Source organism: Pseudomonas sp. X4, from assembly GCF_040784925.1.
GTDB classification, from domain to species: Bacteria; Pseudomonadota; Gammaproteobacteria; order Pseudomonadales; family Pseudomonadaceae; genus Aquipseudomonas; species Aquipseudomonas putida_Z.
The window spans coordinates 1,344,376-1,357,648 of record NZ_CP160798.1 but is presented as its reverse complement, the minus strand read 5'-3'; the positions used below and the strand labels follow the sequence as shown (position 1 = coordinate 1,357,648).

General features: G+C 63.4%; 12 protein-coding genes. 9 read left to right on the top strand and 3 right to left on the bottom strand.

What is annotated here, in order from left to right:
- Nucleotides 1-38 precede the first annotated feature (38 nt).
- From ABX298_RS05915 to ABX298_RS05905, 3 genes are read left to right on the top strand one after another with little or no spacing between them, the layout of a single operon-like run.
- Nucleotides 39-1,217: an amino acid ABC transporter permease gene (locus tag ABX298_RS05915; protein WP_025340572.1), complete on the top strand. Its 1,179-nt coding sequence runs from the start codon at nt 39-41 to the stop codon at nt 1,215-1,217.
- Between the two features lie 10 nt (nt 1,218-1,227).
- Complete coding sequence (locus ABX298_RS05910; RefSeq protein ID WP_025340571.1) at nt 1,228-2,325, top strand: amino acid ABC transporter permease; 1,098 nt, start codon at nt 1,228-1,230, stop codon at nt 2,323-2,325.
- Nucleotides 2,326-2,335: 10 nt separating this feature from the next.
- Nucleotides 2,336-3,100, top strand: a complete 765-nt coding sequence (locus ABX298_RS05905) for an amino acid ABC transporter ATP-binding protein (RefSeq protein WP_003251792.1) — start codon at nt 2,336-2,338, stop codon at nt 3,098-3,100.
- 136 nt (nt 3,101-3,236) lie between these two features.
- On the opposite strand, the gene algW is transcribed toward ABX298_RS05905, so the two are convergent.
- A complete protein-coding gene (algW, locus tag ABX298_RS05900) occupies nt 3,237-4,397 on the bottom strand; it encodes a Do family serine endopeptidase AlgW (protein WP_025340570.1) in 1,161 nt (386 codons plus the stop codon).
- Nucleotides 4,398-4,566: 169 nt separating this feature from the next.
- Here algW and ABX298_RS05895 point away from each other — a divergent pair, with 169 nt between their 5' ends.
- From ABX298_RS05895 to cysN, 3 genes are all read left to right on the top strand, one after another.
- Nucleotides 4,567-5,325, top strand: coding sequence for a Nif3-like dinuclear metal center hexameric protein (locus tag ABX298_RS05895; protein WP_075046277.1), 759 nt, complete (start codon nt 4,567-4,569; stop codon nt 5,323-5,325).
- Between the two features lie 247 nt (nt 5,326-5,572).
- Nucleotides 5,573-6,490, top strand: coding sequence for a sulfate adenylyltransferase subunit CysD (gene cysD, locus ABX298_RS05890; protein WP_013974136.1), 918 nt, complete (start codon nt 5,573-5,575; stop codon nt 6,488-6,490).
- A 15-nt stretch (nt 6,491-6,505) separates the two neighbouring features.
- Nucleotides 6,506-8,407, top strand: a complete 1,902-nt coding sequence (cysN, locus tag ABX298_RS05885; protein ID WP_025340568.1) for a sulfate adenylyltransferase subunit CysN — start codon at nt 6,506-6,508, stop codon at nt 8,405-8,407.
- Between the two features lie 240 nt (nt 8,408-8,647).
- Here the strand turns inward: cysN and ABX298_RS05880 are convergent, their stop codons facing one another.
- Entirely contained in the window at nt 8,648-9,127 is a 480-nt protein-coding gene (locus ABX298_RS05880; RefSeq protein WP_016498026.1) for an Lrp/AsnC family transcriptional regulator, read from the bottom strand.
- A 127-nt stretch (nt 9,128-9,254) separates the two neighbouring features.
- On the opposite strand from ABX298_RS05880, the gene ABX298_RS05875 reads away from it, so the two are divergent.
- Nucleotides 9,255-10,451 (top strand): methionine gamma-lyase, encoded by a 1,197-nt coding sequence (locus tag ABX298_RS05875; protein ID WP_367394175.1) that lies wholly within the window; start codon nt 9,255-9,257, stop codon nt 10,449-10,451.
- A 162-nt stretch (nt 10,452-10,613) separates the two neighbouring features.
- On the opposite strand, the gene ABX298_RS05870 is transcribed toward ABX298_RS05875, so the two are convergent.
- Nucleotides 10,614-11,051 (bottom strand): YhcB family protein, encoded by a 438-nt coding sequence (locus ABX298_RS05870; RefSeq protein WP_025340565.1) that lies wholly within the window; start codon nt 11,049-11,051, stop codon nt 10,614-10,616.
- 135 nt (nt 11,052-11,186) lie between these two features.
- On the opposite strand from ABX298_RS05870, the gene ABX298_RS05865 reads away from it, so the two are divergent.
- Nucleotides 11,187-11,822, top strand: coding sequence for an alpha/beta hydrolase (locus ABX298_RS05865; RefSeq protein ID WP_367394174.1), 636 nt, complete (start codon nt 11,187-11,189; stop codon nt 11,820-11,822).
- A gap of 25 nt (nt 11,823-11,847) precedes the next feature.
- On the top strand, nt 11,848-13,197 hold the full coding sequence (locus tag ABX298_RS05860) for a tryptophan--tRNA ligase (RefSeq protein WP_025340563.1): 1,350 nt from the start codon (nt 11,848-11,850) through the stop codon (nt 13,195-13,197).
- Nucleotides 13,198-13,273 lie beyond the last annotated feature (76 nt).

Here is a 13,273-nt window from a genome sequence, read left to right as displayed (position 1 = left end):
CCGCAGGCTGTTCGAATCCCTACTGTCCGGGGCACTTCATGCAAAATCAAATCGGCGCACCCAAGGGCTTGTCCCTTAACGATCCGCGTGTGCGCGCGTGGCTGTTCCAGATTCTCACGATAGTCTTCGTGGTCGGTCTGGGCTGGTACCTGTTCCACAACACGCAAACCAACCTGCAACACCGGGGCATCACCTCGGGCTTCGACTTCCTCGACCGCAGTGCCGGCTTCGGCATCGCCCAGCATCTGATCCCCTACGTGGAATCCGACAGCTATGCGCGGGTGTTCGTCATCGGCCTGCTCAACACCCTGCTGGTGACCTTCATCGGCGTGGTGCTGGCGACCATTCTCGGCTTCATCATCGGTGTGGCGCGGTTGTCGCCAAACTGGATGATCAACAAGCTGGCGACCGTGTATGTGGAAACCTTCCGCAACATCCCGCCGTTGTTGCAGATCCTGTTCTGGTACTTTGCCGTGTTCCTGACCCTGCCGGGACCGCGGGGCAGCATCAATATCGACGACACCTTCTTCATCAGCAACCGTGGCCTGAACATGCCCGGCGCGTCCATGGCCGAAGGCTTCTGGCCGTTCGTAGTGGCCCTGGTCCTGGCGCTGCTGGCCATCGTGGCGATGGTGCGCTTTGCCAACAAGCGCTTCGACGAGACCGGCGTGCCGTTCCACAAGTTCTGGGTGGGGCTGGCGCTGTTCATCGCCATTCCGGGTGTTTGTGCACTGCTGTTCGGCAGCCCGGTGCACTGGGAAGTGCCGCAATTGAAAGGATTCAACTTCGTCGGTGGCTGGGTACTGATCCCCGAACTGCTGGCGCTGACCCTGGCATTGACCATCTACACCGCTGCGTTCATCGCCGAGATCGTGCGCTCCGGTATCCGTTCGGTCAGCCATGGCCAGACCGAGGCCGCGCGCTCGCTGGGCCTGCGCGAGGGGCCGACCCTGCGCAAGGTGATCATCCCCCAGGCACTGCGGGTGATCATTCCGCCGCTGACCAGCCAGTACCTGAACCTGGCGAAGAACTCGTCGCTGGCGGCCGGTATCGGCTACCCGGAGATGGTCTCGCTGTTCGCCGGTACCGTGCTCAACCAGACCGGCCAGGCAATCGAGGTGATCGCCATCACCATGAGTGTCTATCTCGCCATCAGCATCAGCATTTCGCTGCTGATGAACTGGTACAACAAGCGCATTGCGCTGATCGAGCGGTGAGGATACGCCCGTGAATGCCCATGTTTTCAAACCCGACATGCCGCCACCGGTGAAAACCGTAGGCGTGCTCGCATGGATGCGTGCCAATCTGTTCTCCAGCTGGCTCAACACGCTGCTGACCCTGTTCGCCATCTACCTGGTGTGGCTGATCGTGCCACCGTTGCTGCAGTGGGCGTTGCTTGACGCCAACTGGGTCGGCACCACCCGCGCCGACTGCACCAAGGAGGGCGCCTGCTGGGTGTTCGTGCAGCAGCGCTTCGGCCAGTTCATGTATGGCTACTACCCGGCCGAGTTGCGCTGGCGCGTGGACCTGACCGTGTGGCTTGCCGTGCTTGGCGCCGCGCCGCTGTTCATCAAGCGTTTCCCGCGCAAGGCCTTCTACGGCCTGGGCTTCCTGGTGCTGTACCCGCTGCTGGCCTACGCCCTGCTGCACGGGGGCGTGCTGGGCCTGGAAAACGTACCGACCAGCCAGTGGGGCGGGCTGATGCTGACCCTGGTGATCGCCACCGTGGGCATTGTCGGCGCATTGCCGCTGGGCATCCTGCTGGCCCTGGGCCGGCGCTCGAAGATGCCGGCGGTGAAGGTGGTGTGCGTGACCTTCATCGAGTTCTGGCGCGGCGTACCACTGATCACCGTGCTGTTCATGTCATCGGTGATGCTGCCGTTGTTCCTGCCTGAGGGCATGAGCTTCGACAAGCTGCTGCGGGCGATGATCGGCGTGATCCTGTTCCAGTCGGCGTACATCGCCGAGGTGGTGCGTGGTGGCCTGCAGGCCATCCCCAAGGGCCAGTACGAAGCTGCCGCTGCCATGGGCCTGGGCTACTGGCGGGCGATGGGCCTGGTGATTCTGCCGCAGGCGCTCAAGCTGGTGATTCCCGGCATCGTCAACACCTTCATTGCCCTGTTCAAGGACACCAGCCTGGTGATCATCATCGGCCTGTTCGACCTGCTGAACAGCGTCAAGCAAGCCGCCGCCGACCCGGCCTGGCTGGGCATGGCTACCGAGGGCTACGTGTTCGCCGCCCTGGTGTTCTGGATTTTCTGTTTCGGTATGTCCCGCTACTCCATGCACCTGGAGCGCAAGCTGGACACTGGCCACAAGCGTTAGGAGTTTCGAAATGAGTGAAGCGATCAAGCAGCCTGCCGGCCCCGAAGGCATCATCCAGATGCAGGGCGTGAACAAGTGGTACGGCCAGTTCCATGTGCTCAAGGACATCAACCTGAACGTGCGCCAGGGCGAGCGCATCGTGCTGTGCGGGCCGTCCGGCTCGGGCAAGTCCACCACCATCCGTTGCCTCAACCGCCTGGAAGAGCACCAGCAGGGGCGCATCGTGGTCGATGGTGTGGAGCTGACCAACGACCTCAAGCAGATCGAGGCCATCCGCCGCGAAGTGGGCATGGTGTTCCAGCACTTCAACCTGTTCCCGCACCTGAGCATCCTGGAAAACTGCACCCTGGCGCCGATGTGGGTGCGCAAGATGCCGCGGCGCAAGGCCGAGGAAATCGCCATGCACTACCTGGAGCGGGTGCGTATTCCGGAGCAGGCGCACAAGTACCCGGGGCAGTTGTCCGGTGGCCAGCAGCAGCGTGTGGCGATTGCCCGCGCCTTGTGCATGAAGCCGAAGATCATGCTGTTCGACGAACCGACCTCGGCGCTGGACCCGGAAATGGTCAAGGAAGTGCTCGATACCATGGTGGGCCTGGCCGAGGATGGCATGACCATGCTCTGCGTGACCCACGAGATGGGCTTTGCCCGGACCGTGGCGAACCGGGTGATCTTCATGGACAAGGGCGAGATCGTCGAGCAGGCGGCGCCGGATGACTTCTTCGACCGGCCACGCAGTGACCGGACCAAGTTGTTCCTGAGCCAGATCCTGCATTGATGCAAAAGGGGCCGCTTTGCGGCCCATCGCCGGCAAGCCAGCTCCCACAGGTATCACATCAGCCTCAAGCCCTGTGCAATACCTGTGGGAGCTGGCTTGCCGGCGATGGGCTGCAAAGCAGCCCCAGATCGAAGCCTTACTTCTCTTCCTTGGCGACTGCCGGCGCCGGTGGCGGCCGCAGCCCCACCTCGGCGATCAGCTTCAACTGCTGCCCATTGCGCATCACCTCGATGGTGATCTTCTCGTTGGGCTTGATCCGCGCCACCTGGTTCATCGATTTGCGCCCGTCACCGGCCGGCTCGCCGTTGATGCTCAGGATCACGTCACCCAGCTGCAACCCGGCCTTTGCCGCCGGCCCTTCGCGGAAGATACCCGCCACCACGATGCCCGGGCGGTCCTTCATGCCGTACGATTCGGCCAGTTCCTGGCTCAGAGGCTGTACTTCGATACCCAGCCAGCCACGGATCACCTGGCCGTGCTCGATGATCGACTTCATCACCTCCAGCGCCAGTTTCACCGGGATGGCGAAGCCGATGCCCTGCGAACCGCCGGATTTGGAGAAGATCGCCGTGTTGATGCCGATCAGGTTGCCGTTGGCATCCACCAGCGCACCGCCGGAGTTGCCCGGGTTGATCGCGGCGTCGGTCTGGATGAAGTCTTCGTAGTTGTTCAGGCCCAGCTGGTTGCGGCCAGTGGCGCTGATGATGCCCATGGTCACGGTCTGGCCGACCCCGAACGGGTTACCGATGGCCAGCGAAACGTCGCCGATGTGAATGTTGTCGGAGCGGCCGATGGTGATCGCCGGCAGGCTCTTCAGGTCGATCTTCAGCACCGCCAGGTCGGTTTCCGGGTCGCTGCCGATCACCCGGGCCAGGGTCTCGCGGCCATCCTTCAGGGCCACGACGATCTGGTCGGCACCACTGGTGACGTGGTTGTTGGTCAGCAGGTAGCCCTCGGGGCTCATGATCACCGCCGAGCCCAGGCTCGACTCCCAGCGGCGCTGCTTGGGCAGGTTGTCGCCGAAGAAACGGCGGAACTGCGGGTCTTCGAACAACGGGTGGGCGCTCTTGTTCACCACCTTGGTGGTGTACAGGTTGACCACCGTCGGGGCGGCCAGGGTCACGGCGTCGGCGTAGGATACCGGGCCCTGCATGATCCGCGAGGTCTGCGGCGCCTGTTGCAGGTTGACGTCCTGACTGGGCAGGCCGACCCATTCCGGGAAGCGCTGGATGATCAGCATGGCGATCAGTACGCCGGTAAGCAGGGGCCAGCCAAAATAACGCAAAGCCTTGAACATGAATGAATCCTGGAAAGAGCCGGGGGACGGTGACCGTGCGGTGGGGCATGAGCGCGCGCGATCATACACCGGTTCCCCCAGTGCCGGCGACGGCCCATAATGGCCGGCATTATACGGGCGTTGCATGGGCGTTGTGCCCGAGAAAAACGCAGATTTCGAGGAGATTTTCATGGCCGTCGCTCTGAACACCCTGGTCGAGGAAGCCGAGCGTTACCTGGGCAGCGCGAAGATCCAGGATTATTGCCCCAACGGCCTGCAGGTCGAAGGCCGGCCGCAGGTCAGCCGCATCGTCAGCGGCGTTACCGCCAGCCAGGCGCTGCTGGATGCGGCGGTCGAGGCCGAGGCCGACCTGGTGCTGGTGCACCATGGCTACTTCTGGAAGGGTGAGAACCCGTGCGTCACCGGTATCCGGCAGCGCCGGCTGAAGACCCTGTTGAACAACGACATCAGCCTGCTGGCGTTCCACCTGCCGCTGGATGTGCACCCGGACGTGGGCAACAACGTGCAACTGGCGCGGCAGCTGGACATTACTGTCGAAGGGCCGCTGGACCCGGAGAACCCCAAGGTAGTCGGCATGGTCGGCTCGCTGGCCGAGCCGATGACCGCCCGCGACTTCGCCCGGCGGGTGCGGGAGGTGCTGGGGCGTGAGCCTTTGCTGGTCGAAGGTGAGCAGATGATCCGCCGGGTCGGCTGGTGCACCGGGGGCGGGCAGGGCTACATCGACACGGCGATCGCGGCCGGGGTGGACCTGTACCTGACCGGCGAGGCGTCGGAGCAGACCTACCATAGTGCCCGCGAGAATGGCGTCAGCTTCATTGCCGCCGGGCACCATGCCACCGAGCGGTATGGGGTACAGGCGCTGGGTGATTACCTGGCGCGGCGCTTTGCCGTGGAGCACCTGTTCATCGATTGCCCGAACCCGATCTGATATCGGCGTCGCCTTCTTCGCGGGTAAACCCGCTCCCACAGGGACAGTGTTGATCCCAGGCCTGCGGGATCCCTGTGGGAGCGGGTTTACCCGCGAATAGGCCAGGCCTGCTGGCCCAAACCCCCAGTCATATCGTTAGACTTTTTCGATCTAGCCAGCCTCCTAAATAGAAGCAGCCGCTGTGATAAAGTGGCTCGCTCGAACACGGCCCGCAGGCCGTCCATAAGATCGTTTTTCGTGAGTAGCCATGGTCGACAAACTGACGCACTTGAAACAGCTGGAGGCGGAGAGCATCCACATCATCCGCGAGGTGGCCGCCGAGTTCGACAACCCGGTGATGCTGTACTCGATCGGCAAGGATTCCGCCGTGATGCTGCACTTGGCGCGCAAGGCCTTCTTCCCGGGCAAGCTGCCGTTCCCGGTGATGCACGTCGACACCCAGTGGAAATTCCAGGAGATGTACAGCTTCCGCGACAAGATGGTCGAGGAAATGGGCCTGGAGCTGATCACCCACGTCAACCCCGAGGGTGTGGCGCAGGGCATCAACCCGTTCACCCATGGCAGCTCCAAGCACACCGACATCATGAAGACCCAGGGCCTGAAGCAGGCGCTGGACAAGCATGGTTTCGACGCCGCCTTCGGTGGTGCGCGCCGCGACGAAGAGAAATCGCGGGCCAAGGAGCGCGTGTACTCGTTCCGTGACAGCAAGCACCGCTGGGACCCGAAGAACCAGCGCCCGGAACTGTGGAACGTGTACAACGGCAAGGTCAACAAGGGCGAGTCGATCCGCGTGTTCCCGCTGTCGAACTGGACCGAGCTGGACATCTGGCAGTACATCTACCTCGAAGGCATCCCGATCGTGCCGCTGTACTTCGCCGCCGAGCGTGAAGTCATCGAGAAGAACGGCACCCTGATCATGATCGACGATGAGCGCATCCTCGAACATCTCACCGATGAAGAGAAAGCACGCATCGTCAAGAAGAAGGTGCGTTTCCGTACCCTCGGCTGCTACCCGTTGACGGGTGCTGTCGAGTCGGAAGCCGAGACCCTGACGGACATCATCCAGGAAATGCTCCTGACCCGTACGTCCGAACGCCAGGGCCGTGTCATCGACCACGATGGCGCCGGTTCCATGGAAGACAAGAAACGCCAAGGCTACTTCTAATTTCAGGGTTACTCCATGTCGCACCAATCTGATCTGATCAGCGAGGACATCCTCGCCTACCTGGCCCAGCACGAGCGCAAGGAACTGCTGCGCTTCCTGACCTGCGGCAACGTCGACGACGGCAAGAGCACCCTGATCGGGCGCCTGCTGCACGACTCGAAGATGATCTACGAGGACCACCTCGAGGCCATCACCCGTGATTCGAAGAAAGTCGGCACCACCGGCGAGGAAGTCGACCTGGCACTGCTGGTCGACGGCCTGCAGGCCGAGCGCGAGCAGGGCATCACCATCGATGTCGCCTACCGCTACTTCTCCACCGCCAAGCGCAAGTTCATCATTGCCGACACCCCGGGCCACGAGCAGTACACCCGCAACATGGCTACCGGCGCGTCCACCTGCGACCTGGCGATCATCCTGGTCGACGCCCGCTACGGCGTGCAGACCCAGACCCGCCGCCACAGCTACATTGCCTCTTTGCTGGGCATCAAGCACATCGTCGTCGCGGTCAACAAGATGGACCTCAAGGGCTTCGATCAGGGCGTCTTCGAGTCGATCAAGGCCGATTACCTGAAGTTCGCCGAAGCCATCAACCTGACCCCGAGCAGCCTGCATTTCGTGCCGATGTCGGCGCTCAAGGGCGACAACGTGGTCAACCACAGCGAGCGTTCGCCGTGGTACGCCGGCCCGACGCTGATGGAAATCCTCGAAACCGTCGAAGTGTCGGCCGACCGCAACTTCACCGACCTGCGCTTCCCGGTGCAGTACGTCAACCGTCCGAACCTGAACTTCCGTGGCTTCGCCGGCACCATCGCCAGCGGCGTGGTGCACAAGGGCGACGAAATCGTCGTGCTGCCGTCGGGCAAGAGCAGCCGCGTCAAGTCCATCGTCACCTACGAAGGCGAGCTGGAAAACGCAGGCCCTGGCCAGGCCGTGACCCTGACCATGGAAGACGAGATCGACATCTCCCGTGGTGACCTGCTGGTGCATGCCGACAACGTCCCGCCAGTCACCGACCAGTTCGACGCCATGCTGGTGTGGATGGCCGAGGAGCCGATGCTCCCGGGCAAGAAATACGACATCAAGCGCGCCACCAGCTACGTGCCGGGCTCGATTGCCAGCATCACCCACAAGGTCGATGTGAACACCCTGGAGCAGGGCGCTGCCAGCGCGCTGCAGCTGAACGAGATCGGCCGCGTCAAGGTGTCCCTGGACGCCTCGATCGCCCTGGACGGTTACGACAGCAACCGCACCACCGGTGCGTTCATCGTCATCGACCGCCTGACCAACGGCACCGTCGGCGCCGGCATGATCATCGCCCCGCCAGTCCTGCCGCACGGCAGCACCGGCCATCATGGCAAGCTGTGCCATGTGGCCACCGAAGAGCGCGCCCTGCGCTTCGGCCAGCAGCCTGCGACCGTGCTGTTCAGCGGCCTGTCCGGCGCTGGCAAGAGCACCCTGGCCTACGCCGTGGAGCGCAAGCTGTTCGACATGGGCCGTGCGGTGTACGTGCTCGACGGCCAGAACCTGCGCCACGACCTGAACAAGGGCCTGCCACAGGACCGCGCTGGCCGTACCGAAAACTGGCGCCGCGCCGCCCACGTGGCGCGCCAGTTCAACGAAGCCGGCCTGCTGACCCTGGCTGCGTTCGTGGCCCCGGATGCCGAAGGCCGCGAACAGGCCAAGGCGTTGATCGGCAAGGAGCGCCTGGTAACCGTTTACGTCCAGGCCTCGCCGCTGGCCTGCCGTGAGCGCGACCCGCAAGGCTTGTACGCTGCTGGTGGCGATAACATCCCGGGCGAAAGCTTCCCGTACGATGTGCCGCTGGACGCCGACCTTGTGATCGACACCCAGGCCACCAGCGTGGACGAGGGCGTGAAACAGGTGCTGGACGTGCTGCGTCAGCGTGGTGCGATCTAAGCGCCAGGCTGCAAGAAAAACCCCGCTCCGGCGGGGTTTTTTGTTTCTTGTTCCCGCAGATACAGCGCATGCTTCGGGCTCACGCTGTACCTGTGGGAGCGGGTTCACCCGCGAAGCAGGCGGCGCGGTGGATGGCACCGGCTGTGCCGGTGTTCGCGGCTAAAGCCGCTCCCACAGGGACTGCGCACGCTTCTAGATTTTGAGCAAGACAGTTGCTCCCAAACGGATCGCGCAAGTTGTTCAGATGTGTTTTTCCGATACCGGTATCACCCGCCGCTCCTTCACTGCCTTGTAGGAAAAACTCGAATAGATCTCCTTCACCCCCGGTAACCGCTGCAGCACTTCGCGGGTGAATTCGCCGAACGACTCCAGGTCCCGCGCCAGGATCTCCAGCAGAAAATCATACCTCCCGGAAATGTTGTGGCAGGCGACAATCTCGGGAATTTCCATCAGTCGCTGCTCGAACGCCAGCGCCATGTCCTTGGTGTGCGAGTCCATCATGATGCTGACGAACGCGGTCACGCCAAACCCCAGCGACTTGGGCGAGAGGATGGCCTGGTAGCCGGTGATGTAGCCGTTGTCCTCCAGCAACTTGACCCGCCGCCAGCACGGCGAAGTGGTCAGGGCTACCTGGTCGGCAAGTTCGGCAACGGTGAGGCGGGCGTTGTCCTGCAGGGCAGCGAGCAGGGCGCGGTCGGTGCGGTCGAGGCTTGAAGGCATGTTTTGCCCTCCTGGTCCGGTAATTATTGTTTTTGTTCCAGCAAGCACTTGGATGCGTGGGCTATTTTGGAAAAAATCGGGCAGCTCGGTGGCATAAGCTTATAGCAAACCACAAGAGGCTGTTGCCATGCGCGACTCCCATAACAACACCGGTTTTTCCACGCGGGCCATTCACCATGGCTACGACCCGCTTTCCCACGGTGGCGCCCTGGTGCCGCCGGTGTACCAGACCGCTACCTATGCCTTCCCCACCGTGGAATACGGCGCTGCCTGCTTCGCCGGGGAGGAGCCGGGGCATTTCTACAGCCGCATCTCCAACCCTACCCTGGCCCTGCTGGAACAGCGCATGGCCTCGCTGGAGGGCGGCGAGGCGGGGTTGGCATTGGCGTCGGGCATGGGGGCCATCACCTCGACGATCTGGACCCTGCTGCGCCCCGGCGATGAGCTGATCGTCGGGCGTACTTTGTACGGCTGCACCTTTGCTTTCCTGCACCATGGTATTGGCGAATTCGGGGTGAAGATCCGCCATGTCGACCTGAACGACGGCAAGGCCCTGAAAGCGGCGATCAACAGCAAAACGCGGATGATCTACTTCGAAACGCCGGCCAACCCCAACATGCAGCTGGTGGATATCGCCGCGGTGGCCGAGGCGGTGCGCGGGCATGATGTGCATGTGGTGGTCGACAACACCTACTGCACGCCCTACCTGCAGCGGCCGCTGGAGCTGGGGGCGGACCTGGTGGTGCATTCGGCGACCAAGTACCTCAGTGGCCACGGTGATATCACTGCCGGGCTGGTGGTGGGGCGCAAGGCGCTCGTCGACCGCATTCGCCTGGAAGGGCTGAAGGACATGACCGGGGCGGTGCTGTCGCCCCATGATGCGGCGCTGCTGATGCGCGGGGTCAAGACCCTCGCCTTGCGCATGGACCGCCATTGCGCCAATGCCCTGCAGGTGGCGGAGTTTCTGGCCCGGCAGCCGCAGGTGGAGCTGATTCACTACCCGGGGTTGCCGTCGTTTGCCCAGTACGAGCTGGCGCAGCGGCAGATGCGTTTGCCGGGTGGGATGATCGCCTTCGAGCTCAAGGGTGGTATCGAGGCCGGGCGCAGGTTCATGAATGCCCTGCAACTGTTTGCCCGTGCGGTGAGCCTGGGCGATGCCGAGTCGCTGGCGCAGCATCCGGCGAGCATGACGCACTCCAGCTATACCGCGAAGGAGCGGGCGCATCACGGGATATCGGAGGGGCTGGTGCGCCTGTCGGTGGGGCTGGAGGATGTGGAGGACCTGCTGGCGGATGTCGAGCAGGCATTGCAGGCTTGCAGCTAGGTTGCCTGGGCCGGCCTCTTCGCGGGTAAACCCGCTCCCACAGGTCAGGCGCAGTGTTTGAAACCTGCGCCGACCCTGTGGGAGCGGGTTCACCCGCGAAGAGGCCAGTGAATCCAGCCCACAAAAAAGGCCTCTTGCGAGGCCTTTTTCATGTTCGGCAGATCAGCGCTTGAGCCCGTAGCTCTCGTCGAGCATGCCCGGCGAGTTCGGCGCTTTCGGCGCGTAGTCGCGCGGTACTTCGGCAGTGTCTTTCGGCGGAGTCAGGCGGTCACGTGGGCCCTGGCTGCCTTCGGAATGCAGGGCGGCCAGCAGGCGCTGGCGGGTCACGTCGTCGAGGGCCAGGGTATTGGCGCCGTCGGCCAGGTGATCCTGGACGTCCTGATAGCTCTGGGTCAGTTTCTTGACCAGCACGGCGGTGCTGTTGAAGTGGGTGACCACTTCGTTCTGGTAGCTGTCGAAACGCTTCTGGATGTCATCCAGCTGACGCTGGGTGCTGCTCGGCGCGGCATTGGGCAGCAGGCGAGCGACGACGAAACCAACCACCACGCCGATGACCAGGGCCAGGGTCGGCAACAACCAAACAAGGAGCGAGAGTTCCACGAGTCCTTCCTCTATAAACGGCTTTGCTTTACGTTAACGGCTCAGACCTGCGCTGTATACCGCGAGCGATCGCAAATCAGAACAGAATTCCTCACCTAGACGAATCGACCCCTCCCGAGGTCACGGAGTAGTGCCTTGCTTGTCCGCGAAACCCCCTTGTTCATCGATGGCCCCAGCGGCCAGCTGGAAGCCTTGTACCTGGACGTGGCCAATGCACGTGGCGCGGTGATGATCTGCCACCCCAACCCGGTCCAGGGTGGCACCATGCTCAACAAGGTGGTCTCGACCCTGCAACGCACCGCCCGCGACGCCGGCTACGTGACCTTGCGGTTCAACTACCGTGGCGTCGGGCAGAGCGCCGGCACCCATGACATGGGCGCTGGCGAGGTGGCCGATGCCGAGGCCGCTGCGGCCTGGCTGCGCGAGAAGCATCTGGGCCTGCCGCTGGTGCTGATGGGCTTCTCGTTCGGTGGCTTCGTCGCCACCAGCCTGGCCGGCCGCCTGGAGGCCACTGGAGTAGAGCTGCAGCAGCTGTTCATGATCGCCCCAGCGGTCATGCGCCTGACGGCGGATTTCCCGCCGCCACAGCGCTGCCCGATCACCGTGGTGCAGCCGGACGCCGACGAAGTCGTCGCCCCGCAGCTGGTTTACGAATGGTCCGACAGCCTGTCGCGCCCCCATGAGCTGCTGAAAGTGGCAGAATGCGGACACTTCTTCCATGGCAAGCTGACCGATCTGAAGGATCTGCTGCTGCCGCGCCTTTCGAACTGAGCCAAGCCTGAATAAGCGAACACCCATGACCACGCGCATTCTTACCGGTATCACCACCACCGGCACTCCGCACCTGGGCAACTACGCCGGCGCCATCCGCCCGGCGATCCGTGCCAGCCAGCAGCCCGGTGTCGACTCGTTCTATTTCCTGGCCGACTACCACGCCCTGATCAAGTGCGACGACCCGCTGCGCATCCAGCGTTCGCGCCTGGAAATCGCCGCCACCTGGCTGGCCGGTGGCCTCGATCCGGACAAGGTGACCTTCTACCGCCAGTCCGATATCCCGGAAATCCCCGAGCTGACCTGGCTGCTGACCTGCGTCAGCGCCAAGGGCCTGCTCAATCGCGCGCACGCCTACAAGGCCTCGGTGGACAAGAACCTGGAAAACGGCGAAGACCCGGATGCCGGCGTGACCATGGGCCTGTACAGCTACCCGGTGCTGATGGCCGCGGACATCCTGATGTTCAACGCCAACAAGGTGCCGGTCGGCCGTGACCAGATCCAGCACGTGGAAATGGCCCGCGACATCGGCCAACGCTTCAACCACCTGTTCGGCCAGGGCAAGGACTTCTTCGCCCTGCCGGAAGCGGTGATCGAGGAGAGCGTGGCGACCTTGCCGGGCCTGGACGGGCGCAAGATGTCCAAGAGCTACGACAACACCATCCCGCTGTTCACCAGTGCCAAGGAGATGAAAGACGCCATCTCGCGCATCGTCACCGACTCGCGTGCGCCTGGCGAAGCGAAAGACCCGGACAATGCTCACCTGTTCACCCTGTTCCAGGCCTTCTCGACGCCGGCGCAGTGCGCCGAGTTCCGCGAAGAACTGCTGCAGGGCCTGGGCTGGGGCGAGGCCAAGCAGCGCCTGTTCCAGCTGCTGGACGGCCAGTTGGCCGAGAAGCGCGAGTACTACCACCAGCTGATCGCCCGCCCGGCGGACCTGGAAGACATCCTGTTGGCCGGTGCCGCCAAGGCTCGCAAGATCGCCACGCCATTCCTCGAGCAACTGCGCGAGGCCGTTGGCCTGCGTTCGTTCCGCAGCAGCGTGCAGGCCAGCACCGAAGTGAAGAAGAAGGCCGCCAAGAGCGCGCGTTTCGTCAGCTTCCGCGATGAAGACGGCAGCTTCCGCTTCCGCCTGCTGGCCGCTGACGGCGAACAACTGCTGCTGTCGCGCAGCTTTGCCGACGGCAAGAGCGCCGGCGCCGTGAGCAAGCAGCTGCAGCAAGGTGGCGAGGCGGATGTGCGCGTCGAAGGGCTGGGCTTTGGGCTGTGGCTGAACGGCGAACAGGTTGCCGACGGGCCGCAGTTCGACAGTGCCGAAGCTCGTGATTCGGCCATTGAAAGCCTGCGTGCAGCGCTTGCTCCTCAACCGGACTGAAGATGGTGAAACTGTGGGAGCGGGCGCGCCCGCGAAGCAGGCGCCGCGTTGCATGACACCGGCTTTGCCGGTGTTC